The sequence below is a fragment of the Streptomyces sp. NPDC017448 genome, from assembly GCF_044330565.1.
Lineage (GTDB): Bacteria > Actinomycetota > Actinomycetes > Streptomycetales > Streptomycetaceae > Streptomyces.
This window is the reverse complement of record NZ_JBIRLM010000001.1, coordinates 54985-78610: the sequence shown is the minus strand read 5'-3', so window position 1 is coordinate 78610 and position 23626 is coordinate 54985. Positions and strand designations below refer to the sequence as shown.

Genomic DNA, 23626 nt, shown 5'->3' with positions numbered 1-23626 from the left:
GCCCGCCCCGCTCCCTCCGGGGCGCCGCCGAGGTGTGGGCCGTCCCTTCACGGGCACACGGAGGTCAGCGGAGATATCAAGGCCATATCGATGGTCCGCCGCAGAGAACGAGCTGAGCGGCGTCGCGAAAGGAGCCACAATGAGCGACTCCCTGTGGGGCTACCCGCCGTCGAGCGGTCATATCGCAGGCATCGACCTGACCGGTTATTCGGTCGAGGCGACCGACGGCAGCATCGGAAAGGTCGACAAGCACTCCGAAGAGGTGGGCTCGGCCTATCTGCTCGTGGACACCGGCGTCTGGATCTTCGGCAAGGACGTCCTGCTCCCCGCCGGCACGGTGAAGCGCATCGACACCGAGGACCGGAAGGTCTACGTCGACCTCACCAAGGAGCAGGTCAAGGACTCCCCGGAGTTCGACCGGCACCAGCAGACCGAGGACCCGGCCTACCACGAGCAACTGTCCGCGTACTACATGGCGTTCCGCATCGTGTGATCCGGCGCGCGCCCACGAACGGCGGCGGGCCCGGCCCCGAGGAGGGGTCGGCTCCGCCGTCCCGCGCGTCCGTCCGGGGCGCCGGGCGCACGACCCGGCTCAGCCCTCCGGACGACGCGGCGCACGCGCCTCCCGCCGCGTCGCGTCGCCTCCGCACCGGGCGCGCCCGCCTCAACGCGGCAGCTGACTCTCCCTGTTGGCCTCCGCCACCCGGGCCCTGAGCACCACGCCCGGGGACGCCGGCCGCACCGCGTCGGACGGGCACTCCCACTCCGGTCCGCCCCCGGGCGGCCGCAACCGTACGGTCGGCCCGGCCCGGCCGACCACCCGGCCGACCCGGCCGTCCCGCGCGTCCACCGCGAACGCTCCCACCCCGGGCGCACCCGTCTCGGGAGCACCCGCCCCGGAAGCACCCGGTGCGCATTCCTCACCCGTCATGACCGCTCTCCTTCTCCGCCAGCACCTCGCACAGCCGCAGCGCGGTGTCGATGTTGCAGCGCCCCAGGTCGACCAGGGGCGTGGGTTCGTCGCCCGCGCACGAGACCGGATCGACCCGCAGGGACGGCAGCTTCACCCCGAGCCCCGCGAACCCCGCCTTCAACCGCTCCACGGCGTCCTCCGCCGTCCGCACCCGTTCGGCCGCCGTCCTGCGCCGCTCCATCGCTTCCATGCCGCACACCTTCCACTCTGCGTGATGGACATGCATACCCAGCGTGTCCAACGCGCAGGTCGCCCGGAAGAGGCGCACTTCCGGCAACCTCCTCACCGCTACCGACCGTCACCCTCTCCGCAACGGCGCTCGCCCCGCCGCTTCCCGGCACCCCGGGCAGGGCGGTTGGGAGCGCTCTCAACGTGGTCGGCACCCGGCGCTAGGCTGTAGGAGGTCCGGCGACGACACCGAGCACACGCACCGCCCCGCGCACCGCTGCGCACCCCGCACCCGCCCGCGTATCGCCGCCCCGTCGACAAGGAGCGACCGCATTGCCCGAGCAGTCCCGCGGATCCCGGCCCACCCTGGAAGCCGTCGCCGCGCGCGCAGGGGTCTCCCGGGCCACCGCCTCCCGGGTCGTCAACGGGGGCGACGGCGTCCGCAAGCCGCTCGTGGACAAGGTGCTCCAGGCGGTCGAGGAGCTGGGGTACATCCCGAACCACGCGGCGCGGACCCTCGTCACCCGGCGCACCGGGGCGGTGGCCGTCGTCGTCGCCGAGCCCGAGACCCGGTTCTTCTCGGACCCCTTCTTCTCCCAGCAGATCCGCGGCATCAGCAAGGAGCTGACCGCCCACGACACCCAGCTCGTCCTGCTGCTGGTGGAGGGGCCGGGGGACTTCGACCGGATAGCGCGTTACCTGGCGGGCGGACACGTCGACGGGGCGCTCGCCTTCTCCCTGCACACCGACGACCCGGTGCCCGCGATCACCCGGCGGGCGGGCATTCCGGCGGTGTACGGGGGCCGCCCCAGCTGGACCGCCGACCCGGGCGACCAAGCCGTCCCGTACGTCGACGCGGACAACCGGGGCGGGGCGCGGCTGGCCGTGCGCCACCTGCGCGACCTGGGACGCAAGCGCATCGCGCACATCGCCGGGCCCGCCGACCAGACCTCGGCGGTGGACCGCCTCGACGGCTACCGGGACGTGCTGCCGGGCGCGGACCCCACGCTCGTCGCGGACGGCGCGTTCACGGTGGAGAGCGGGGCGCGCGCCATGGCGGAGCTGCTGGAGCGCCACCCCGACCTGGACGCGGTGTTCGCCGCCAACGACCTGATGGCGTCGGGCGCGCTGCGGGTCCTGCGCGAGCGGGGGATCGCGGTGCCGGAGCAGGTGGCGCTGGTGGGGTTCGACGACATGGACCCGGTGGCCTCGGAGACCGATCCGCCGCTGACGACCGTGGCCCAGGAGGTCGAGGGCCAGGGGCGGCTGATGGCCCGGCTGCTGCTGCGCGCCCTGGACCGGGACCGTACGGGCGACGGCGAGGCCCCGGAGTCGGTGATCACCCCGACCACCCTGGTGCGCCGCGCCTCGGCCTGAGGGGGCGCCCTTGAGAGGGCCCTCCGCCTGAGGGGCCCTCCCCCGACCGGGCGGACACCGGACGCCGAGGGAGAGGGCCCGGGGCCCCTGGCCGGGTGCGGCCCGGCGGACACGGGTGCGCGGACACGAGTGCGGCGGGCCGCCGCCCTGAGGAGCCGGAGACCCGCCGCACCGATCGTGCCCGTACGCCGTCGTTCTACGCGTACGGGATGCCGTCCCGCACAGGACCTACACGTACGGGATTCTGAGGACCGCCGCGTCCGTGCCGGTCTGCACCTGGGACGTGCCGTTGCCCAGCGCGTTCCAGATCTCCAGCCGGACCGTTCCGTTCCTCAGCTCGCCCAGGCTTCCGGTGACGGCCTTCGTGCCGGACGCCTGGGTGTACTCCTCCCACCCGTTGACCGGGTCGGTCGCGAAGTAGCGGAAGGTCTCGGCCCGGTCGAACGTGCCGTCGCCGGTCAGGTCGTAGCTGACCCGGACCTGCGGGGCGAGGCCGACCTTCGTGCCCGCGTCCACCCGGAGGCGGAACGCGGTGGCCGCGCCCGCGGCGACCTTGCCGTTGACCTTCTTGACCTCGTAGACGTTCGGACGGTACGGGGTGCCGTCCCGGTTGACGCCGTCCGCCGACGCGATGGTGTCCACGCCCGCCGGGTCGGTGGTGGAGGTGGTGAGGAGGCCCCCGGACTTCAGCCGGAAGGTGTTCCCGGTGGACGGCTCGCCGGGCTCCCCCGGGCCCGGGTCGGTACCGCCGGGCCCCGTGCTCGTGGCGGTCGAACGAGCGGGGACGGACAGGGTCTTGCCGTCCGAGAAGGTGACCGTGCGGGCGGTGGAGCCGTGGTTGTGGGCGGTGTAGGTGCGGACGCCGTCCTTCGAGAAGACCGCGGAGGTCGGCAGGTCGCCGCTGACCGCCATGTCGGGCGCGCCGACGGAGGCGAGGGTGGAGAGCCAGTGGTAGGTGTGCGCCTTGGACTCGCCCTGCTCGGGGGTGTAGTTCCCGTTCACCCCGTCCCACTTGGCCTTGGCCGCCGCCGGGTCGGAGAGCGATTCGAACTCCCAGAGCAGGTCGCGCCACTCCTGGGCCGGTCCGCCGTTCTCGCGCTCCATCTCGGCGATGTTCCGCTTGATGGCCGCCTTCTCCCGGGCCAGGTGGAGCGAACCGCCGGTCACGGGAAGGACGTTGATGCCGTGGATCTCCTCGGGGTTGGCGGTCCACCAGGTGGAGTACGCGCCGCCGCTGCCCCAGACCATGCCGACCGTGTCGTGGCCGAAGGAGGCGGGGAAGACCTGCTGGTTCGCGTCGAACCAATACTGGGTGATCGCCTCGGACTCGGTCGTCAGCAGGTAACTGCCCAGGTCCCGCAGCGCGTTGTCACCGGTGGCCGCGCCCCACAGGACGAGCCCGGCGCTGAGGTTGATGGACTCCGACGAGGACTCCTGGTTGTTGCCGGCCGCGAAGCCCTGGTGGCCGGAGGCCCAGCTGTGGCCCGCGTACACGTCGAAACCGCGCAGGAACGGGTAGGCGGAGTCGGTGCGGCTGGGGTTGGCGGTGTCGCGGATCAGGTGCTTGACCATCGTGCCCCAGGCCGGGTCGGCGGCCCACGCCTGGTCGTACTGGGCGATGATCGCCGCCGCGTACACGTAGTAGCTGTAGTGGAAGTGGTGGTCGTTGAGTTCGGTGTCGCTGCCGTAGGAGGCCGGGTAGCCGGTGAGGGTCTTCCAGTCCTTGTCGTAGCTGAACTCACTGGGCCCGCCCGCCGTGAACCACTCCTGGAGCCGGCCCTTCATCAGGCCGAGGAGCTTGTCGCGGGTGGCGGTCTGGCCGATCTGGTCGGCTACGGGCACCAGTTGGGCGAGGCGGCCGAGCGCCTTGCCGGTCCAGTAGGTGTCCGAGGCGCCGGAGAACGGGTCGGCGGCGTTCGCCACCTCGTTGAGGTAGCCGGTCAGCCGGGCCTTGTCGACGCCGCTGGAGGCGGGCAGGGCGGGCACGACCCCGTTGTTCTTCTGGCTGGTGGTGAAGGAAGCGGACTCGCGCACCTTCATCGTGCCGCGCGGCGATACGTACGTGTACGGGGTGAGCGCGTCCGTGGTGTGCAGCCACTGGTGGCGGTAGAGGGCCTGGAGCGTGGAGCGCTCGGTGCCCTCCTTGGCCTCGGTGGTCAGGCTGTAGGTCGCCTTCACCGTTCCGCCGGTGGACTGCCAGGCCACCTGGGAGCCGGTGACGAAGCTGAAGGCGTACTTCCGGTAGGTCGCGAGCGCGTCCGGGGAGGGCAGCACGGCGAGCGAGAAGTAGTCCTTCCCGCCGAGCCCGGCCGTGATCGCGGTGCCGGAGACGTTCCAGTCGCTGCCGCTCGGCGCGAAGAGGGCGTAGTGGTGCCCGGCGACGGTGATGCCGAGGACGTTGCCCTGGTCGGAGAAGACGGTCGGCGTGGAGGCGGTGGTGACGCGGGCGTCGCCACCGGAGCCCTTGGCGTACACGAAGGGCATGCCGTGGCCGATGGTGGCCCGGAAGGTGCGGGAGCCGTCGGCCCAGTAGGGCGTGACCGTCCAGTCGGACCAGGCGTCGGCCTTGGTGTCCGGGGAGTTCAGCCCGCTCAGCCCGACGGTCAGGTCGGCCTTGTGGGCGTACTCGTACTGGCGGCCGTCGCCGACGATGGCGGGCGTGGTCGGGTAGCCGACCTCCAGGCCGGACGCCTTGGCCTGGTAGGTGAGCGGGTGGCCGTACATGGGGGTGCTGTACGGGTTGTCGCCGTAGCGCTGGAAGGCGAGCGAGGACCACCAGTCGTTGGTCGGGACCGGCTTGTCGCGCGCGGCAGTGGTGAGCTTCGGGGTGACGGGCGCGCCGGTGTTGGTGGTCGGGCCCGAGGTGCCGGCGGGGCGGGAGTCGGTGTAGCTGCCGGCGCCGGCGGGGAGGGTGGCGGCGGCGGCGGGGGAGGCGGCGGGCCCCAGGCCCACGGCGGCCACGGCGACGGCGAGGAGCGTCGCGGCCACAGGTCTGGGAGTGGTGCGGAAAGCGGGTCGGGAGAGGGAGGTTCGCACGAGCAGCACCTCGATCATGGGGGGAGAGAGCGCGTTCGAGAGCGCTCTCAAGTGCCAAGGAACGTAAAACTCCTGAAACGTGAGTGTCAAGAGAACGCACACGCACGGCAGTTGGGCGGGCGTCCGGGCAAAGCCAAGCCGTTATGCGTTCGAGTCTTGACGGGGCGGGGGCGGTGGGGGACGCTCCAGACGCAGGTTTTGAGAGCGCTCTCAAGGCGCTCGGTTCATCCCGAAGCCAAGGGAGGCTTCCCATGCCCATCGCCCGAGCCGCCAAGAGAGCCACCGCCCGCCTCGGCGCGGTCGTCCTCGCCGGGGCCCTCCTCGCCGCCTGTGGATCCAGCGACCCGGCGGACTCCTCCGACGGAGCGGGCGGAAAGGTCACGCTCAACGTCGACCTCTTCGGCTCCTTCGGCTTCAAGGAGGCCGGGCTGTACGAGGAGTACCAGAAGCTCAACCCGAACATCACGATCAAGCAGAGCGACACCCAGGACGAGGCGGACTACTGGAAGTCGCTCCAGACGCGGCTGGCGGGCGGCGGCGGTCTGGCGGACGTGCAGGGGGTGGAGGTCGGCCGCATCGCCTCGGTCACCCAGCAGCAGGCGGACAAGTTCCAGGACCTGAAGGAGTTCGGGGCCGACAAGCTCAAGGGCGAGTTCGCCGAGGCGAAGTGGTCGGCGGCGACCACGAAGGACGGCAAGATCCTCGGTCTCGGCACGGACGTCGGCCCCGAGGCGATGTGCTACCGCACCGACCTCTTCAAGCAGGCCGGGCTGCCCACGGACCGCGAGGAGCTCGCGAAGAAGTGGGCCACGTGGGACGGCTACCTGGAGCTGGGCAAGGAGTACAAGAAGAAGGCCCCCGCCAAGAGCGCCTGGCTGGACAGCGTCGGCTCGCTCTACGGAATCATGATCGGCCAGGAGGAGGAGCGGTACTACGACGCCTCCGGCGAGTTGATCTACGAGAAGAACCCGGCGGTCAAGGCGGCCTGGGACACCTCCGTCGAGGCGGCCGAGGCGGGGCTGAGCGCCAAGCTCGACCAGTGGTCCCCGCAGTGGAACCAGGCGTTCGCGGCCGGTTCGTTCGCGACGATCCCGTGCCCCGCCTGGATGCTCGGCTACGTCAAGGGCCAGGCCGGCGAGGCGGGCAAGGGCAAGTGGGACATCGCGAAGCTGCCCGGCGGCGCGGGCAACTGGGGCGGCTCGTACCTCTCCATCCCGCGTGCGGCCAAGCACAAGAAGGAGGCGTACGCGCTCATCGAGTGGCTGACCGCCCCCGAGCAGCAGGCCAAGGTCTTCCAGAAGCAGGGCAACTTCCCGTCCTCGACGGGCGCCATCGAGAAGATCGCGGGCGCGACGGACGCGTACTTCTCGGGCGCCCCGATCGGCCGGATCTTCGGTGAGGCGGCCAAGGCGTCCCCGGTGCAGGTGCTGGGGGTGCACGACCAGAACGTGATGCAGCAGATCACGAACGCGCTGAGCGAGGTCGAGCGCAAGGGCGTGTCGTCGGACAAGGCGTGGGGGACGGCGAAGAAGGGCGTGGACAACGTGATCGGCTGATGCGCCGGTCGCGGGCCGGGTAGGGGCACCGGTTGCGGCGGGGGGGCAGGGGACGCCGGTCGCGGCCCGGGAGGGGTGCCGGTCACGGCCCGGGGAGGGATGCCGGTCACGGCTCGGGGAGGGGACGCCGGTCGCGGCCCTGCCCCTCTTTTCCGGGGCCGGTCCGGGCGCGGGTTCCCGGCCCGCCCGCCCGGTTCCGCCGCCCTTTTCCGGGGCCGGTCCGGGCGCGGGTTACCGATCCGCCCGCCCGGTTCCGCCGCTCCTTCCCCGCGCCGGTCCACCGGTGCACCCCGCGGTGGACCGGCCCCGCCCCCGTCCCCCTCCCGGCCGGCGCGCCGCCCCCGCGTACGCCTCTCTCCCCCGCCACCAGCCCGCTCCCGCCCCCGATCCCGAAGGGCCGTACCGTGTCCCTCACCGCCACCGCGAAGGCCGGGCCCCACAGCCCCGCCGGAACCGGTCCCGGCCCCGACGACGGCCGGGCCGCCGCCCTGCGGCGCACCTGGCGCAAGGCGTCCCCGTACGCCTACATCGCCCCGTTCTTCACGCTCTTCCTGGCCTTCGGCCTCTTCCCGCTCCTCTACACCGCGTTCGTCTCCCTCTACCGGGTCGAGCTCCAGACGAGCGGCGAGATGGAGTGGCGAGGCATCGCCAACTACACGGCGCTGTTCACCGACGAGTACTTCTGGACCGCGCTGCGCAACACGTTCACCATCGGCGTGCTCTCCACGGTCCCCCAGCTCGCGATGGCGCTGGGCCTCGCCCACCTGCTCAACTACAAGCTGCGCGGGCGCACTTTCGTCCGGACCGCGATCCTGCTGCCGTACGCCACCTCCGTCGCCGCCGCCACCCTGGTCTTCGCGCAACTCTTCGGCAAGGACTTCGGGCTGATCAACTACGTGCTCGGGCTGGTCGGTTTCGACCCCGTGGACTGGCAGACCGGCACGGTGGCCTCGCAGATCGCGGTCTCGTCGATCGTGATCTGGCGGTGGACCGGCTACAACGCGCTGATCTACCTGGCGGGCATGCAGTCCATCCCGCACGAGCTGTACGAGGCCGCGGAGATGGACGGGGCCTCGCGCTGGCGGCAGTTCGTCCACGTGACGCTGCCCGGCCTGCGTCCCACGATCGTCTTCACCGTGATCATCTCGACCATCGGGGCGACCCAGCTCTTCGGTGAACCCCTGCTGTTCGAAGGGTCGATCTCGGGCGGGATCTCGCACCAGTACCAGACCCTCGGCCTGTACATGTACGAACAGGGCTGGGGCTTCTTCCACCTGGGCCGGGCCGCCGCCATCGCCTGGGTGATGTTCGTCCTGATCGTGGTGCTCGTCGGGGCCAACGCCCTGCTCGTGCGCCGCCGCGCACGCAAGGAGGCCGGCCGATGACCGCGCTCGCCGCACCGCCGACCGCACCCGAGAAGGACGGTCCGCCGCAGAGCCCGCCGCCCGGCAGGCGGCTCCGCAGAGGAGGCGCGGGCCGCACGATGAAGGCCGGCTGGCTCTCGTACGTCATCCTCGGCTTCGCGCTGCTGATCTCCGCTTTCCCCTTCTACTGGACGATCGTCACGGCCAGCCGGTCCAACGCCGACATGGCGAAGGTGCCGCCGAGCCTGCTGCCGGGGCCGAACCTGATCAAGAACTTCGAGCAGGTCCTCGAAGAGGCGGACATCGGCACCGCGCTGCTGAACTCGCTGATCGTGTCGGGGTCGATCACGCTCGGCACGGTCCTGTGCTGCACCCTGGCCGGATTCGCCTTCGCCAAGCTGAGGTTCAAGGGGCGCAACGCGCTGCTGACGCTGACGATCGGGACGATGATGATCCCGCCGCAGCTCGGTGTGATCCCCCTCTTCATGCTGATCGCCGAGCTCCAGTGGGTGAACCAGCTCCAGGCGGTGATCCTGCCGGGCCTGGTCTCGGCGTTCGGGGTGTTCTTCATGCGCCAGTACCTGGTGCAGTCGCTGCCGGACGAGCTGATCGAGGCGGCCCGGGTGGACGGGGCGTCGACGGCCCGCATCTTCTGGTCGATCGTGATCCCGATCGCGCGGCCGGGGATGGCGGTGCTCGGGATGCTCACGTTCATGACGGCGTGGAACGACTTCTTCTGGCCGATCATCGCGTTGTCCTCGCAGGAACCCACCGTGCAGGTGGCGCTGCGGCAGCTCGGCGGCGGGTACGTGAACGACCAGTCGGTGATCATGGCGGGCACGCTGCTCGGCACCCTGCCGGTGCTGCTGGTGTTCGGTCTGCTGGGTCGGCAGATCGTCGGCGGGATCATGCAGGGCGCGGTGAAGGGCTGACCGCGGCCTCATCCGCGGCTTCATCCGCCGCCGCCCGCTCCCTTCCCGCGGCCCCTTCCCGCGGCCCCTTCCCGCCCCTGGGCTCCCGCCCGCAGGCCCCGGCGCCTCTCCCGCCTGCGTCCCGCTCCCTCCCGTCCCCTCCTGGCCCTCACCCCGCTCCCGCTCCCGCTCCCCCTCGCAAGTGCTTCCTCACCCTCTGCCCGTCGTCCCTCCTCCCCTCACTCTGGAGTGTCCGTCTCATGACCGCTGTCGATTCCCGCCCGGCGACCTCCCCGGGCGCCCTCCCCGAGACCGGTACGGTGCTCCGCTTCCCGACCGGGTTCCGGTGGGGCACGGCCACCGCCGCGTACCAGATCGAGGGCGGGGCCGCCGAGGACGGCCGTACGCCGTCGATCTGGGACACGTTCAGCCGGACGCCGGGCAAGGTGCGCAACGGCGACACCGGTGACATCGCCGCCGACCACCTGCACCGGATGCCCGAGGACGTACGGCTGATGAAGGAGCTGGGCGTCACCGACTACCGGTTCTCCGTCTCCTGGCCCCGGGTGCAGCCGACCGGCCGGGGCCCGGCGGTCGAACGCGGCCTGGACTTCTACCGCCGGCTGGTGGACGAGCTGCTGGAGGCCGGCATCAGGCCGGTCGCGACGCTCTACCACTGGGACCTGCCCCAGGAGTTGGAGGACGCGGGCGGCTGGCCGGACCGGGACACGGCGCACCGGTTCGCGGAGTACGCGGGCCTGGTGGCGGGGGCGCTGGGCGACCGGGTGCCGACCTGGACGACGCTGAACGAACCCTGGTGCGCGGCGTTCCTCGGGTACGGGAACGGGGTCCACGCCCCGGGCCGTACCAGCGACCTGGCGGCCCTGCGCGCCGCCCACCACCTGAACCTGGCGCACGGCGCGGGGGCGAGAGTGCTGCGCGACCTCCTCCCGGAGACGGCGGAGATCTCGCTGACCCTGAACCTGCACGCGCTGCGGCCCTTGAGCGACACCGAGGCGGACCGGGACGCGGTGCGCCGGATCGACGCGGTGGCCAACCGGATCTTCCTGGACCCGGTCTTCCACGGCAGGCTGCCGCAGGACCTGGTGGCGGACACGGAGGCGGTGACGGACTGGTCGTTCGTGAAGGACGGCGACCTGGAGGTGACGTCGACGCCGATCGACTCGCTGGGCATCAACTACTACTCCCCGAGCGTGGTTTCGGCGGGCTCCTCGGAGTCTCCGTCGCCGTGGGCGGGCGCGGAGCGGCATGTGGCGTTCACCCCGGCGGAGGGCCCGCGCACGGCGATGGACTGGCCGGTGGACGCGAACGGCCTGTACGAGCTGCTGACGCGGTTGCGCGACGAGTTCCCGGCTCTGCCGGTGCTGGTGACGGAGAACGGGGCGGCGTACGACGACTATGCGGACCCGGAGGGCGACGTGCACGACCCGGAGCGGGTGGCGTACCTGGACGCGCACCTGACGGCGGTGCACCGGGCGATCGCGGACGGGGCGGACGTACGCGGCTACTTCCTGTGGTCGCTGCTGGACAACTTCGAGTGGGCGTACGGGTACAGCAAGCGGTTCGGCATCGTGCACGTGGACTTCGCGTCCCAGCGACGCACGGCGAAGGACAGCGCGCGGTGGTACGCCGATGTGATCGCACGCGGCGGCCTGGAGGGCTGAGGCGGGGGGGGGCCGCCGATTCGGAGGGCCGCTCCCGGGGTGCCCGAGGGGTGCCGGCTGAGAGGCGGGGCGGCTTGAAGGGCGGGGCGGCCTGGGGCCGGGGGGGCTGCGGAGGGCCCGGAACGTCTGTTCCGGGCCCTCCGCATGTCCGGGCGCAGGGCACCGGACTTCTCCCCATGGCCGGGGGAACGGTACGGGCTCCCCCACGCGGCCGGGGGGAACAGTACGGGCTCCTCCACGCGGCCGGATGAACGGTACGGGTGATGCGCGTTTCCTCCCGGAATGGTGCGGACGACTTTCGGCCGGATGAATCCCCCGGCGGCGCCCGGCGCGTGGGCGGCGGGCAGACCCGGCGGGCGGCGGGGCCGCCGGTATGGCCGGAAACGGCCGCAGGGCGACGACCGGCCGAGCACGACAGATGTGTCGTCGAGGAAACGGAGCTGATCAGCGAGGGGCGGCCCGGGGCCGGTCCGGGGTGGGCCCGGCGCTGGCCCGAGGTGGGTCCGGTCGGTCCGGTCGGCAATTTGACCGCGGGTCGCACCCCTCGCCCCGATGAGACGACCGGTCGCGGGCCGCGCGAGCGCCCACCGATCAACTCCCTTTCCCCCGGTGCAACGTGGCGCGAATGCATGCCCTCCGACCGCAGCCGACTTCCCCACCTCTTGACCTCCCAGCCCCCACCCTTATGGTCTAGACCAAGCAGTGAGAGGCGGTCGGCGGCGCGTACCCGAGCCGCCCCCGCCTCGCCCACGGCCCCCGGTCGGCCGCGCCCACCCCGCGCACACGGCCCCGTACGCACCCCGCGCAGCGAAGCGGCAGAGCCGCCACTTCCCCGCGCTGCCCCACCGACGCCCCGCGGGCCTGCGCGGGCCGCCGTCATGCACGTTTCTTCCCACCCCCCACGGACACAGCGGGAGATCGCACATGAGGAGCTACACGGCAGAGCCGAGCCCGCCCCCGCCCGGCCGAACGCCCCACGCCCCGGCACACCGCCCCGGAACCGGCCGTGCACGATCCGGCGTCGGCCGCGAGCGCATGGCTGTGGCGGCATCCGGCGCACGAGCGCTCCAACGACTGGCCGACCACGTCAACACCCACGCCCTCGTCCTGCTGAGGGCGACGGTAGGCATCGTCTTCGTCGGCTTCGGCGTCCTGAAACTGTTCCCCTCGGCGAGCCCGGCGGAACAACTGGCCGTGGACGCGGCGACGAAGATGACGCTGGGACTGGTGCCGGAGACGGTGCTGCTGCTCTCGCTCGCGGCACTGGAGACGGCCATCGGCCTCGGCCTGACCATCGGCCGTCGACTGCTGCGCCCCGCCCTCGTCGCGTTCTTCCTCCACATGGGCGGCGTGTTCTCCACGTTGCTCCTCCTCCCCGACGCCATGTGGCAACCCCACTCCCCCGCTCCGACGATGGAGGGGCAGTACGTCGTCAAGAACGTGGTCCTGGTGGCGGTGTGCCTGGTGGTGGCCGCGCACGAGTGGAGCCGCGGGGACCGGTCGCACGGGCGGGACGGGGGCCCCGGCGCACCCTGACGAACCCCGACGCCGACACTGCCACCGCCGTCTTCACGGCCCACGGCGGGCCGGTCGGAAACGGATGGGCCTTCTCCCGCCCAGGAGGCCCACGCTTCCGACGGAAAGGGCCCATGGTCCGTGAGGAGCGCCCCCGAGGAGGCGGGGCGGCTCGGCCTGAGCCCCGCCCCCGCCGAGGACGACCCGAACCCGGCCGAGGTCGAGCCGCCCGACGCCCCACCGCGGACAAGCCACTCGTCGCCCACTGGTCCGCCCAGCGCGACGAGCCCGTCCCGCGCGCCATCTGACGGCCCCGCCCGCCACCGGTCCCGGCGTGCTCCGCATCAGGAACGACCCACGGCAGACCCGGACCGATCGGCACTTCGCAGTCGGCAGTCGGCAGTCGGCAGTCGGCAGTCGGCAGTCGGCAGTCGCTCCAGGATGACCTCCCGGCACCGCCGACAACCAGAGTCGTTAAGGTCAGCATCCATGACCGAGACTCCCACCGAAGCATGGCCGGAACCTCCCCTCGCCGGCACCGAGGCAGCAGCCATCCTGGGCGCACTCGAACGCCAACGGGCCACCCTGGCCTGGAAATGCTCCGGTCTGGACGCTTCCGGCCTCCGCGCCACGCTCGGCACGTCCACGATCACCCTGGGCGGCCTCCTCAAGCACTTGGCGCACGTGGAGGACAGCCACTTCGCCCGGCTGTGGCTGAACCGCCCGGTCGGCTCCCCCTGGGACACCGTCGACTGGGAGTCCACGCCCGACTGGGACTACCGCTCGGCCGCCGACGACACACCGGAGCAGCTGCACGCACTCTGGCAGGAAGCGGTCGCCCGCTCCCGCGCCACCGTCGCCGAGGCACTCACCAAGGGCGGCCTGGACCAACCCGGCGCCTACACCACCCGCACCGGCGAACGCCCCAACCTCCGCCGCATCCTCCTCGACCTCTTGGAGGAGTACGCCCGCCACACCGGCCACGCCGACCTCATCCGCGAATCGGTCGACGGCCTGACGGGCGAAGACCCGCCGAGGTGAAGCGGAAGAGGGAGCACCCACCCCTCAAGAAGCCGTGAAAGCCGGCCCGGGGGCCACCTGAACGCCTTGCGGAAGCCCCCAGGACCACCCTCAACCCCCGCAACCAACGCGTTGCTGCGCCCGGTCCCACAGCGGCACACCACCGCCCACGCTCAGCGGGAGCAAGCATCAACACGGTCAGGACGACGGCGAACCCCTCTTCCTCGGAAGCCCCCCTCGTGGAGCCGACAGCAGGCAGAATCGAAACCTCCAGACTCTCGACACGACCGTTTCACCACGACAGGCCCGATATGCCCGTATCTCAAGAAGTAAGCAAAAACCGCTACCCCACCACCTAAACCCGCAGGTCACGAACTGTGGTCCCCGCGCGTGCGGGGGTGGTCCCAGACCTGCGGCACCGTGATGCCGCCGGGCGGGGTGGTCCCCGCGCGTGCGGGGGTGGTCCCATCCAGGCGACGGTGCGGCGGGACAGCGCTGCGTGGTCCCCGCGCGTGCGGGGGTGGTCCCTCCGCCGCCTCCGGGATGATCAGCAGCGTCGGGTGGTCCCCGCGCGTGCGGGGGTGGTCCCTCCTCTGCGGCCTCCGAGTCGACCGGCGGCGGGTGGTCCCCGCGCGTGCGGGGGTGGTCCCGTTCATCGCGGCCAGGTGCCGGTTGTCGGCGTGTGGTCCCCGCGCGTGCGGGGGGGTCCCTCCGTCGGCTGATCGAGGCGGGCACCCGCATTGTGGTCCCCGCGCGTGCGGGGGTGGTCCCAGGACCTGGTGCGGCAGTGGAAGCGCTGGGAGGTGGTCCCCGCGCGTGCGGGGGTGGTCCCGGCAACGGGCAGGTCGGTGACCGGGACAGGCTGTGGTCCCCGCGCGTGCGGGGGTGGTCCCGTCATCGCCCGCTACCTCACCGTCGGCGGAGCGTGGTCCCCGCGCGTGCGGGGGTGGTCCCCACGGTCCGCTTCGGCTTGGCGTCGTCGCTCTGTGGTCCCCGCGCGTGCGGGGGTGGTCCCGCCTGGGCTCGCTGCTCCGGGCTCAGCAGAAGGTGGTCCCCGCGCGTGCGGGGGTGGTCCCAGGAACCTGCTGAAGCAGGTGCTCGACATGGGGTGGTCCCCGCGCGTGCGGGGGTGGTCCCGACATATGGCTTAAGTCCGCGATCCGCCGGTTGTGGTCCCCGCGCGTGCGGGGGTGGCCCCAGCACGTCTGCGTCTGAGCTTCGGGACCCGAGTTTCGGGATACAGGGTTCGAGACGGGTTGGGCTGGGTGGGTCGCTCGTTCGGGGTACGGGAACGGGGACTGCGGCCCGAAGCTCGGGTCCTGGGTCTCAGACGTCGGGATACGAGCCCCGAGACCCGAGCGCCTTCTTTAACCGGCGGGAAAAACAGGGGGGGTAGAGAAAACCTCCCCGCCCTCCCTACCCCGTCGCGGCCAGCAAGTATGACTAATGGTGACGGCTTGCGGCGCAGCGTGACGACTGTCTACGGTGCGAGAACCAAAACGACCCCAACGCGGTGTCATCACCACCACGCCAGGGTCTAACCGCAAGATCGTTCACCTAGAAAGCCGATCCCGTGGCTACTCAGCACCTTAGCCCTGCCCCGCCCGCGCCAGCAGCCCCACACGCCTACCCGATGGCCAAACCGGGGTACGGCAAACGCTCCGCGCCGGACCAACAGCCTCGCAGCCGTGAGGACTTCGCCTTACTCCCCACCCGCGAGCGGTACGTGGCCGGATTCATCGACCACCTCCCCGAGGGCGCGGCGATGAGCGTGAAGCAACTGGCCAAACAGCTCCCGCTCTACGGCCAGCAGGCCATCAGCACCTCCCTGTCCGCCCTCTCCGTCGCGGGCCACCTCCGCCGCGTACGGTGCCCGATCGGCACGGGCGACCAAGTCCGCTGGGCCTACCGCACGTTCTGGTCCCGCACCGCACGCGACAACGAATGGTGGAACACCTACCTCGCCACGGAGAACGCCGTACGGGCCGTTACCCCTGCCGGTCCTGTAGTGCCTCCCGCCGTGGCACCGCCGTCGTGGGCCCCTGCCGAGGAATTGTCGCCGCCCTCACAGCCGGAGGACTCGGCCGAGGACCTGTCCCCCGAGCCCGCCACCGTCCCGCAGCAACGTCCCCTGCTCCCGGTACTCGATGCGCCCCGGACCCGCGACGCCGAACCCGCACCGCCCACGCGGCCCATGACGCACACACCACCCCTCCAGGACCCGGCTCCCGCGCCGTCCGCCCAGGACGGGGTCCACACTTCGACCGCCCAGCCCGTCGCCGCCGCGCAGCCCGCCCGAGGCGCAGCCCTTGAGGCGTTCCGCACCGCCTCCGAACCTGCTCCATCTCCCGCCTACTTGGCTTTGGCCCGCCTCGGACGCAACGACCACCGCCTCGCCCTCTCCGCCTCCGACTGCACCGTCCTTGAACCACTGGCAGCGCAATGGCTCGCACGAGGCGTGAGCGTCGACTACCTGACCAGCGCCCTCACCGCAGGAATCCCCGCGCAGGTCGATTCCCCCGCCGGCCTCCTCCGCCGCCGCCTCACCGACAAGATCCCGCCCCAACTCCCGGCGACGGGCCCCACGTCACCCGCTCCAGAAGCCCCCGCCCCGGTTCGCCGCCTCCTCATGGAATGCACCAACTGCGGCCGCCCAGGCACTCCGGAAGCACTGCCGGACGGCCTCTGCCGCCCCTGCCGCCAAACCCACGCCGATGGTGGCGAAACCACACCCACCCCAACCGAGGTAGCCGCCGTAAAAGCCCACATGGCCAACCTGCGCAACCTCCTCAAACCCGTCTGAGCGTCCGGGCCCGCCACCCGGCCTACCGCCGCACCCGGGCCCACGTCAGCACAACGCCGCCCCGGCCTCTTTTACGGAAGCCACACCACTCAGCCAGCAGCAGGCAGAATTGCAGCTACCAAACCCCGAACGTGACCGTTTCACCATGACAGGCCCGATATGCCCGTATCTCAAGAAGTAAGCAAAAACCGCTATCTGGCAACCTAAATCCGCAGGTCACGAACTGTGGTCCCCGCGCACGCGGGGGTGGTCCCGTCCAGGCCCGGGCCGCCGCCCGCCACCGCAGGTGGTCCCCGCGCACGCGGGGGTGGTCCCGACTTCCGCGTCCGCGGCCACCGCATCGCCGGGTGGTCCCCGCGCACGCGGGGGTGGTCCCAGGCGTCCGCCGTCGAGGGTGATGTCGACGCCGTGGTCCCCGCGCACGCGGGGGTGGTCCGGTTCTCAACCTCCCGGAGCCCCGGAGCAAGGAGTGGTCCCCGCGCACGCGGGGGTGGCCCCAGGGCGGTGTAGTCGTTCGTGGAGAACTTCGTGTGGTCCCCGCGCACGCGGGGGTGGCCCCCTCGGCAACAACGCCGGCGGCTACTCGGTGGTGTGCTCCCCGCGTGCGCGGGGGTGGTCCGGCGGTCCGAGCACGAAGGTCCACCCCGTCAGCGACAGCCGTGCCCGGTCCCTGGCCCCCCGTACCCCCGCCGGTCAGGCGGGTGGCACCCCGGCCTTCGGGGCCGTCACAGCCGGTGTCCGTGTTCCGCGCGGCAACCCCGGAAGGTCAAGGACTCGGCCAGAAGTTGTCCTGGCGGAACGCGCGTACTGCGCCCGCGCGTTCCGGGACCACCTCCGTCGACGCGGCATCCTTGCTGTCATCCCCCGGCCGTCCGACCAGTCCGACCAGCTCAGCCGGTTCGGCCGGTTCGGCCACCTTCCGCGGCAAGGTCGCACCGGAGGCCGTCCGCCCGCCTTCGATGCCGAGACGTACGAGCAGCGCAACGCAGCCGAATGATGCGCCAGCCAACTCAAGCAAGGGCACGGCCCGGCCATGCGCGCCGCCAGGCTCGCCATCGCCTACCGAACCGCACCCCGCCCCACCTCGCCTCGCTGCGACCCCCATCTGGGCCCGCAGGTGACTTGTCTGGGGGGTTCTAGGACCGATCGTCGGTGCCGGTGGCGTGTTCCTTGAGGAACGCGCCCGCGTGGGCCGCCGCTTCCTCTGCGGTCGCGTACGGCGCCCCTTCGCCGCCCGCGCCGGGCGCCCCGTCAGCGCCTCGGCCGGTCCAGTCCCAACTACCGGAAGGCGACTGCACCAGCTCGGCAGCCCCTCCGAACAGCGCAAGCGTGCTCTTGCCCGCCGACGCGGACGCCGGTCGGCTTACCGCATCGGGCCATTTCTTACGGGCGCCCTGCCGGGTGATGCCCCAGACCGCTCCCAACTGCTCGTAGCTCGCGCCGTAGGAGCCGGCGGTCACTGCCGCCCGCTCCGTAAGCCGCTTGACCTCACCGTCCACCACCTTCCAAGCGGCCAGGACGGACAGTGCCACTTCGACGGGGTTCGCGTCCCACATACGGTCGGCGGACAACCCGGTCTCTCGGGAGCGGAGGGCCGTGGCCAGGGGGTTCAAGGCGTCGTACAGGGCCTTGTCGAGCTCTGCCTGCTCTTCTGGGGTGATCTCAGAGGCTGCCATGCGGCAACTTTAGTTTACGGAGCCGTCTACGTAAACCAAAGTTTCCGGGTTGCGTGCGGCTGTCACTCCATCAGATGGACAGGCTCCCGGTCCCAGAAGTGAGCCCCCGCGCACGGGAGGGCGCCCCCCGGGGCTCCTCTGGGCCATGCCCCCAGCCGCCCGCTGCGCGAGTCAGAAGCGGTCAGTGCCAGAGGCGGGCCGTTTCTCCGTCGCCGGCCGCGCCGGCCCACAGCACGTTGCGGCCGCACCCCTTCCCCGCCGTCACCACCTGGCGCAGCAGCCAGCCGTCCACACCGAACCCCGCAGGTCAGGGGCGGCCACGGGCCGCTCGCGCCTCACCCCGCCCACCTCCCCGTCAGGAACGTCAGCGCGACCAGCGTCGTCACCGGGGCCGCCACGCACAGGTACGCCGTCCTGAACCACGGGTGGCGCAGGCTCAGCGCCGCCAGACCGATCCACAGCGGCCACCACAGCAGCGTCGCGCGCGGGATGGACGTGTACCAGTACGAGGTGCCGAGCGCCCACAGGCTGAGGGCCACGTACACCGCCTCGGGCCAGTGGCGCCGGTACAGGAGTACGGCCACCAGCGCGAGCCCCACCAGCATCGCCGCCAACTCCGCCTGGAACATCAGCGCGTAGCCGGTCGTCTGGGTGTGGCCGAACGCCCCGGTCCACGTGTTCGCCCACGCCTCCCAGGGCGTGTGGAACGTTCGGTACCAGCCCCGTTCCTGCGCGTGCTTCCAGGCCATCCAGTCGCCCGTGTGCGCGTGCAGGTACCAGCTGTACGCGGCCGGGGGCAGCGCCGGAAGCAGCGTCCAGCCCACCGCCCGCCAGCTCCGCCGGCCCTCGCGCTCCCGCGCCGCCGTCAGGATGAACAGCAGCCCGATGGCGGCCGCGAGGAACAGGCCGCTGATCCGCACCGTCGTCCCCAGCGTGGTCAGTACGGCGGCGAGCGCCCACCGGTGCCTCATCGCCGCCAGCCAGGCGGGCAGCGCGAACGCCAGGAACAGCGCCTCCGTGTAACCCGCCGCCAGGAACACCGCGCAGGGGGAGAGGAGGAAGAGAACCGCGGTACGGGAGCCCGCCGCCTCCGCAGGCAGGTACGCCCCGGCGATACGGGCCAGGGCCACGACCGCGACGGCCCCCGCGACGAACGAGATGAGCAGCCCGGCCGCCGTCCAGTCGGGCACGACCGTGTGCACGGCCCGGAGGGTGAGGGGATAGCCCGGGAAGAACGCCTCCCGGTTGTCCCAGCCGTCCGTCCAGGGCCCCGTGCCCGCCGGGAAGTAACCGTCGCGCGCCAGGTGGAGGTAGTGGTTCGCGTCCCACTGCTGGAAGGGAGCCAGGAGCGGGGCCGCCTCCCGGGCGCCGGACCGGGCGGGGAACAGCCACCGGGCCAGGTGGGCCGTGATCCCCAGGGATATTCGGGTCAGGAGGTAGAGCCCGAGCACGGTGCGGTCGGCAGGGGTCACCCGCCCCGCCGCCCGGCGAAACCACCCCGCCCGGGGGTCGGGCGCGGGCCCGGGACCGCCGTCGGGCCCCTGGTGTTCCGGGGGTACGACGGGGCCCCGGGGCCCGGAGCGCACGGGGGTCCGGGGCCCGGGGGCCGCCGGGAGGGCGGCGGACGGCCGCGGCCCGGGGGAAAGCGTGGTCAACTCAGGCACCTTTCGGGCGCGCCTCGCGGACGCGCCGAGGCGTAGACGTACGGGATCGCCCGGGGAAACCACCGGGGCGGGGGCGCGGGGAGGAAGGCGGAGGGCGGGGGCCGCCCTCCGCTCGGGGTCAGGGCATCGACTCCGCCCCGTCCGTCGTCGCGGAAGCCGCACGGGTCGCCGGAGCCGTGGCCGTCGGCGGGGTCCGCGGCAACCCGGTCGTGCTCATGCCCGTACTCGTCCGCGTGGGGCGGCCGGACGGGTCCTCCGCCCCCGGGCCCCCCGTGCCCTCCGGGCCCCCCGTGCCCCCCGGCAGGGTCGTGGCCGGTGACGGCGGGGAGGGCGGATCGGTCGGCAGCCGGTCGGACGGTACGGGCGCCGGGTGGCCGGGCGACGGGTGGGCGGGGGTCGGGGCCGTGGCCGGGGCGACCGGTTCCGGCCGTACCGGCATCATGCCCACCGCCGCCGCCCCGCCCCCGCCGACGACGAGGCAGACGCCCACCGCCACCGCGGCCATCCGCCGGCGCCGGGCGCGCATGCCGCGCCGGGCGATCCTCGACGCGTCGCCCGCGTCGGCGCGGATCTGCCCGAACTCACCGGCCTCCCGGAACAGGGACCGCAACGGATCCCGCCGTTCAGACATCACGTGCCTCCTCGATGCGGGGGTCTCGCAGCCGATGCGCGAGCGCCGCCCGGCCGCGGACCAGATGCGTCTTGATCGTGCTGGTGGAAAGCCCGGTCTCCCCCGCGATCTGCTCGACCGTGAGGTCGCACAGGTAGTGCAGGGTCAGCGTCCGCCGCTGCTGGGCGGGCAGTTCCCGGAGCGCGGCGACCAGCGCCACATGGTCCGGGCCCGGCGGGGCGACGTGCTCCGGAGGCCTTCCGCTCCCCCGCCCCCACGCGTCCGCCGAACGCCGCCGGAACCGCCAGCGGCTCACCGCGAGCCGCCAGGCGACCGTACGGATCCACGCCTCGGGCTGCCCCTCACGCTCCAGTCGGCCGCGCCGGACCCACGCCTTGACGAATGCTTCCTGCACGACGTCCTGCGCCTCCTGGAGGTCGCCGGTCATCACGTACAACTGGCCTGTGAGACGCGCGACCGCCTGGGCGTAGAACTCTTCGAACTCCTCGACGGTCAACAATCGCTCCCGGGTCTTCCGCTTCACCGGGTATACGCCCGCCGCCGGTCATCCGGTCGACACTACCCACCCGGGAATCCGGGTGACGGTCGTCACAGCGGCCGAAGGTCCGTCCCGGGCCCCGGACGGGCCCGCCCGGCCCGGGACGGCGCCCCCCGCACCCACCCGACCGGCCTCACGCCCCCGCTTCCCGCGCCGCGTCCACGACCGCCCGCACCGCCGCGAGCACCGCCTCGTCGCTGAGGACGGCGCGCCACTGGCCGTGGCTGACGGGGCGCTCATCGGCGTCGAGCAGGTGCCGCACCTGCGGGGCCGCGTCCGCCGCGCAGGCCGGGTCGGCGGTGGCGACCTCTGCGAGGAGTTCCAAGGGCTCGACGATCGTGGGCGGGTGGCCGGCCGGCGGACAGATCCGCACCAGCCCGACCAGGACCGGGGCGGTCCGCCGCCCGTCCCGGGTCAGCTCCCACAGGGCCCGGAGGATCTTCATCGCCTCGGAGCGGCAGTCGCCCTCGACGCGCGCCCGGGCGGTGGCGCAGAGCCGCTCCGCCACCCGGTCGACCACGGGCGGACGGGTGGCGGCGACCTCGGCGAGCAGGAGCAGGGGCTCGACGCCTCCCGGGGTCGCGTACGCCTTCCGCGCGCTGTCGGCGGTCAGCTCCATGAGCGCCGGCACGACCTCCTCCGCGTCACCGGTCACCCGCCACAGGGCCCGAGCCCTCTCCACGGCGCCCTTGGGGGCGGAGGAAGGGCTGCGGGGCTTCTCGCGAAGGGCCTCCCGGAACAGTCCGCGCAGCCAGTCCGCCGATCCGGACGCGAGCGGCCCCAGCGCGGCGCAGGCGCGGACGCGGTCCCGGTCGGTGGCCCCGGCGCTCAGTTCGGGGAACCGGCTCTCCCCGGGGGAGCGCAGCAGGGCCAGCAAGGGTTCGCCGTCGCCGGTCAGGGCGAAATGGGCGAACGGATCGACCCGCGTGGTGTCCGGCCAGAACCGGGGCGGGCCCAGACGCTCCCGCAGCCGGTCGCGGTGAGCGGCCGCGACCGGGCCGGTGCCCAGCATCCCCAGGGCTTGTGCCGCTTCGACCAGCGTCTCGTCCTCGTCCAGCAGGCGGGTCAGCCGCTCGACGACGGGCCCGCCCTTCTCGTGCCACCGTCGCAGGATCGCGTAGTACGCGCCCCGTTCGAACGGGGACGCGGCCCGGGCCCGCGCCAGCAGGGGCCCCAGAAGCGTCTCCACGCGGTCGGCGAACGAGGCCAGCGCCTCCGGGTAGTTGAGGTCGCTCTCCTCCCAGGCGCAGGTGGAGGCGGAGGGGGCCCACGGCGCGAACCCCGTGGCCCGGCCCGACAGCAGCCCGGCGGCCAACGGCGCCACGCACCGGTCGTCCCCCATCCGGCTCAGCGCCCACGCCGCGTGCCGCCTCGCGGGCTCGTGCGGTTCGTCCTCCTCGGTGAGGTGCGCCGCCACACGGTCGGCCCAAGGGCGGGCCGCAGCACCGCACATGGCGAGGACCCGCAGCGCGAGGGCGCGGTTCACGGGGTCGGTCGTACCGATGAACTCCGCCACTGCCGGAAGGAGTTCCGGTACCGCCGAACGCCACCTGGACATCAGGGACGCCGCGACCCGCAGGCCGCCCTCGTGGTGGGCCGCGGTCTCCCGGCCCAGCAGCTCTCCGGCGAGGGCGAGCCGCCCCGGAAGATCGCCGTCGAGTTGCGCGTCGGCGGCGGTGACACGGTCGACGTACAGAGAGCGGGAGCCCCGGCAGCGGGCGGCCTCCGAGGGTGACGGCCCGAGCAGCACATCGGCGGTGGTACGGGCGTACGCCGGGTCCGGACGGCCGGGAAGGGCACGGCGCAGCGCAGCGATCGCGGACAGTCGGACATCGTGCCCGTACCGCTCGTACCAGGCGAGCCAGGCGTCGATGTCGTCGTCGCCATCGGGCTCCTCCCGCACCCCGGTGTCGCCCATCCGCTGCCGCAGCCAGGAGACGGCCTCCTCCCGCCGCTCCACCGCGTGGCCGGCCAGTTCGCCCACGCCGAGGACGAGTTGCTCGGCCACCCACCGGTTCGGCTCGTGATCGAAACGGTCCCGGATGCGGTCGATGACGTCATCCGCCCGGTCGGTGGCCCCCGCGAGAACCGACACCGCCCCGGCCCGTACGGTTTCGTCGTCGCCGGCGAGCTGCGGCAACAGGGCGTCGACCGCTCGGTCCCAGGCCGCCGGCCAGGCGGCGGGAGCGGTGGGCCGCCGCCCTCCGAGCTTCGGGTCGGGCCGCGCGGCGCGGGCGGCGTTGTGGGCGCGGGCCAGAACGGCGAGCGTGGCGAGGAGCTGCCGACGCACCTTCACCGCCGGATCCGCTATCGCCTGCACGAGGAACGGAAGCACTTCGAGCGCCGCGTCCCGTACCGAGCCGCCGTCGCCGCAGCACGCGAAGTGGAGGTCCTCGCAGGCGTCTTCGGCCGTCTGCCGGTCGGGCGACCAGAGGCGCACCAGCAGGTCCGGGCCGTACTGCCCGGAGCCGTAGGGATCGACCACCTTCGACCAGTCGACCTCCGCGGCGAACCGGGCGATCAGCTCCGCGCCCGCGCCGCACCCGCCGCCCGAGGACCCCACCCCTTCCAGGCCCTCCACTCCCTCCACTCCTTCCGCGTCTTCTACGTCCTCCACCTCCCCCAGGACGGGGAGGCCGCCGTCTCCGCACCCCTCACCGCACGCCCCTCACCGCACGCCCCACACGGCACGCCCCTCACCGCGCGCCC

17 protein-coding genes, 1 pseudogene and 2 CRISPR repeat arrays are annotated in these 23626 nt (G+C 72.7%); of the genes and pseudogenes, 10 read left to right on the top strand and 8 right to left on the bottom strand.

Translation table 11 applies throughout. From position 1 onward, the window contains the following. Window positions 1–139 precede the first annotated feature (139 nt). The gene (locus ACH4K1_RS00260) at window positions 140–493 is read left to right on the top strand and encodes a PRC-barrel domain-containing protein (RefSeq protein WP_398084797.1); all 354 of its coding nucleotides are present in this window, start codon (window positions 140–142) and stop codon (window positions 491–493) included. 171 nt (window positions 494–664) lie between these two features. Here the strand turns inward: ACH4K1_RS00260 and ACH4K1_RS00255 are convergent, their stop codons facing one another. Beyond that, a complete protein-coding gene (locus ACH4K1_RS00255; RefSeq protein WP_398084794.1) occupies window positions 665–931 on the bottom strand; it encodes a hypothetical protein in 267 nt (88 codons plus the stop codon). Further along, the gene (locus tag ACH4K1_RS00250) at window positions 921–1163 is read right to left on the bottom strand and encodes a hypothetical protein (RefSeq protein WP_228989552.1); all 243 of its coding nucleotides are present in this window, start codon (window positions 1161–1163) and stop codon (window positions 921–923) included. Before ACH4K1_RS00250 ends, ACH4K1_RS00255 begins: the two co-directional genes overlap by 11 nt. Before the next feature lie 311 nt (window positions 1164–1474). Between ACH4K1_RS00250 and ACH4K1_RS00245 the strand changes: the two genes are divergently transcribed. Beyond that, window positions 1475–2518, top strand: coding sequence for a LacI family DNA-binding transcriptional regulator (locus ACH4K1_RS00245; protein WP_398084791.1), 1044 nt, complete (start codon window positions 1475–1477; stop codon window positions 2516–2518). A gap of 228 nt (window positions 2519–2746) precedes the next feature. Here the strand turns inward: ACH4K1_RS00245 and ACH4K1_RS00240 are convergent, their stop codons facing one another. Next, window positions 2747–5572, bottom strand: coding sequence for a glycosyl hydrolase (locus ACH4K1_RS00240; RefSeq protein WP_398084788.1), 2826 nt, complete (start codon window positions 5570–5572; stop codon window positions 2747–2749). Window positions 5573–5805: 233 nt separating this feature from the next. Here ACH4K1_RS00240 and ACH4K1_RS00235 point away from each other — a divergent pair, with 233 nt between their 5' ends. The 8 genes and pseudogenes from ACH4K1_RS00235 to ACH4K1_RS00200 all read left to right on the top strand — a co-directional run. Continuing rightward, a complete protein-coding gene (locus ACH4K1_RS00235; protein WP_398084785.1) occupies window positions 5806–7110 on the top strand; it encodes an ABC transporter substrate-binding protein in 1305 nt (434 codons plus the stop codon). 404 nt (window positions 7111–7514) lie between these two features. Then, window positions 7515–8495 carry a carbohydrate ABC transporter permease gene (locus tag ACH4K1_RS00230; RefSeq protein WP_398084783.1) on the top strand — a complete coding sequence of 327 codons (981 nt, stop codon included), beginning with the start codon at window positions 7515–7517 and terminating at the stop codon, window positions 8493–8495. Beyond that, window positions 8492–9406 (top strand): carbohydrate ABC transporter permease, encoded by a 915-nt coding sequence (locus ACH4K1_RS00225; protein WP_398084781.1) that lies wholly within the window; start codon window positions 8492–8494, stop codon window positions 9404–9406. Before ACH4K1_RS00230 ends, ACH4K1_RS00225 begins: the two co-directional genes overlap by 4 nt. A 239-nt stretch (window positions 9407–9645) precedes the next feature. Continuing rightward, the gene (locus ACH4K1_RS00220; protein WP_398084778.1) at window positions 9646–11070 is read left to right on the top strand and encodes a GH1 family beta-glucosidase; all 1425 of its coding nucleotides are present in this window, start codon (window positions 9646–9648) and stop codon (window positions 11068–11070) included. 1035 nt (window positions 11071–12105) lie between these two features. Further along, complete coding sequence (locus tag ACH4K1_RS00215) at window positions 12106–12606, top strand: DUF417 family protein (RefSeq protein ID WP_398084776.1); 501 nt, start codon at window positions 12106–12108, stop codon at window positions 12604–12606. A gap of 468 nt (window positions 12607–13074) precedes the next feature. Then, on the top strand, window positions 13075–13626 hold the full coding sequence (locus tag ACH4K1_RS00210) for a DinB family protein (RefSeq protein ID WP_398084773.1): 552 nt from the start codon (window positions 13075–13077) through the stop codon (window positions 13624–13626). A 356-nt stretch (window positions 13627–13982) separates the two neighbouring features. Beyond that, a CRISPR array of direct repeats spans window positions 13983–14803; the repeat unit is 29 nt; unit sequence GTGGTCCCCGCGCGTGCGGGGGTGGTCCC. 435 nt (window positions 14804–15238) lie between these two features. Beyond that, the gene (locus ACH4K1_RS00205; protein ID WP_398084770.1) at window positions 15239–16408 is read left to right on the top strand and encodes a MarR family transcriptional regulator; all 1170 of its coding nucleotides are present in this window, start codon (window positions 15239–15241) and stop codon (window positions 16406–16408) included. Window positions 16409–16633: 225 nt separating this feature from the next. Continuing rightward, a CRISPR array of direct repeats spans window positions 16634–17024; the repeat unit is 25 nt; unit sequence GTGGTCCCCGCGCACGCGGGGGTGG. Between the two features lie 3 nt (window positions 17025–17027). Beyond that, window positions 17028–17480: pseudogene (locus ACH4K1_RS00200) on the top strand (IS5/IS1182 family transposase); the annotation flags it as partial. 64 nt (window positions 17481–17544) lie between these two features. Here ACH4K1_RS00200 and ACH4K1_RS00195 read toward each other — a convergent pair. The 5 genes from ACH4K1_RS00195 to ACH4K1_RS00175 all read right to left on the bottom strand — a co-directional run bounded on the left by ACH4K1_RS00195 (window position 17545) and on the right by ACH4K1_RS00175 (window position 23498). Beyond that, the gene (locus tag ACH4K1_RS00195) at window positions 17545–18084 is read right to left on the bottom strand and encodes a hypothetical protein (RefSeq protein ID WP_398084767.1); all 540 of its coding nucleotides are present in this window, start codon (window positions 18082–18084) and stop codon (window positions 17545–17547) included. A 335-nt stretch (window positions 18085–18419) separates the two neighbouring features. Next, on the bottom strand, window positions 18420–19739 hold the full coding sequence (locus ACH4K1_RS00190) for a mannosyltransferase family protein (RefSeq protein WP_398084765.1): 1320 nt from the start codon (window positions 19737–19739) through the stop codon (window positions 18420–18422). Window positions 19740–19866: 127 nt separating this feature from the next. Beyond that, complete coding sequence (locus ACH4K1_RS00185) at window positions 19867–20379, bottom strand: hypothetical protein (protein ID WP_398084762.1); 513 nt, start codon at window positions 20377–20379, stop codon at window positions 19867–19869. Continuing rightward, window positions 20372–20875, bottom strand: coding sequence for a SigE family RNA polymerase sigma factor (locus ACH4K1_RS00180; protein ID WP_398084760.1), 504 nt, complete (start codon window positions 20873–20875; stop codon window positions 20372–20374). Before ACH4K1_RS00180 ends, ACH4K1_RS00185 begins: the two co-directional genes overlap by 8 nt. 175 nt (window positions 20876–21050) lie before the next feature. After that, window positions 21051–23498: a hypothetical protein gene (locus tag ACH4K1_RS00175; protein ID WP_398084758.1), complete on the bottom strand. Its 2448-nt coding sequence runs from the start codon at window positions 23496–23498 to the stop codon at window positions 21051–21053. Window positions 23499–23626 lie beyond the last annotated feature (128 nt).

Bases quoted from the DNA above. Each gene is read 5' to 3' on its own strand.
- ACH4K1_RS00260 (WP_398084797.1), top strand. From the start codon at position 140: ATGAGCGACTCCCTGTGGGGCTACCCGCCGTCGAGCGGTCATATCGCA.
- ACH4K1_RS00255 (WP_398084794.1), bottom strand. From the start codon at position 931: ATGACGGGTGAGGAATGCGCACCGGGTGCTTCCGGGGCGGGTGCTCCC.
- ACH4K1_RS00250 (WP_228989552.1), bottom strand. From the start codon at position 1,163: ATGGAAGCGATGGAGCGGCGCAGGACGGCGGCCGAACGGGTGCGGACG.
- ACH4K1_RS00240 (WP_398084788.1), bottom strand. From the start codon at position 5,572: ATGATCGAGGTGCTGCTCGTGCGAACCTCCCTCTCCCGACCCGCTTTC.
- ACH4K1_RS00235 (WP_398084785.1), top strand. From the start codon at position 5,806: ATGCCCATCGCCCGAGCCGCCAAGAGAGCCACCGCCCGCCTCGGCGCG.
- ACH4K1_RS00225 (WP_398084781.1), top strand. From the start codon at position 8,492: ATGACCGCGCTCGCCGCACCGCCGACCGCACCCGAGAAGGACGGTCCG.
- ACH4K1_RS00220 (WP_398084778.1), top strand. From the start codon at position 9,646: ATGACCGCTGTCGATTCCCGCCCGGCGACCTCCCCGGGCGCCCTCCCC.
- ACH4K1_RS00215 (WP_398084776.1), top strand. From the start codon at position 12,106: ATGGCTGTGGCGGCATCCGGCGCACGAGCGCTCCAACGACTGGCCGAC.
- ACH4K1_RS00210 (WP_398084773.1), top strand. From the start codon at position 13,075: ATGACCGAGACTCCCACCGAAGCATGGCCGGAACCTCCCCTCGCCGGC.
- ACH4K1_RS00205 (WP_398084770.1), top strand. From the start codon at position 15,239: ATGGCCAAACCGGGGTACGGCAAACGCTCCGCGCCGGACCAACAGCCT.
- ACH4K1_RS00195 (WP_398084767.1), bottom strand. From the start codon at position 18,084: ATGGCAGCCTCTGAGATCACCCCAGAAGAGCAGGCAGAGCTCGACAAG.
- ACH4K1_RS00185 (WP_398084762.1), bottom strand. From the start codon at position 20,379: ATGTCTGAACGGCGGGATCCGTTGCGGTCCCTGTTCCGGGAGGCCGGT.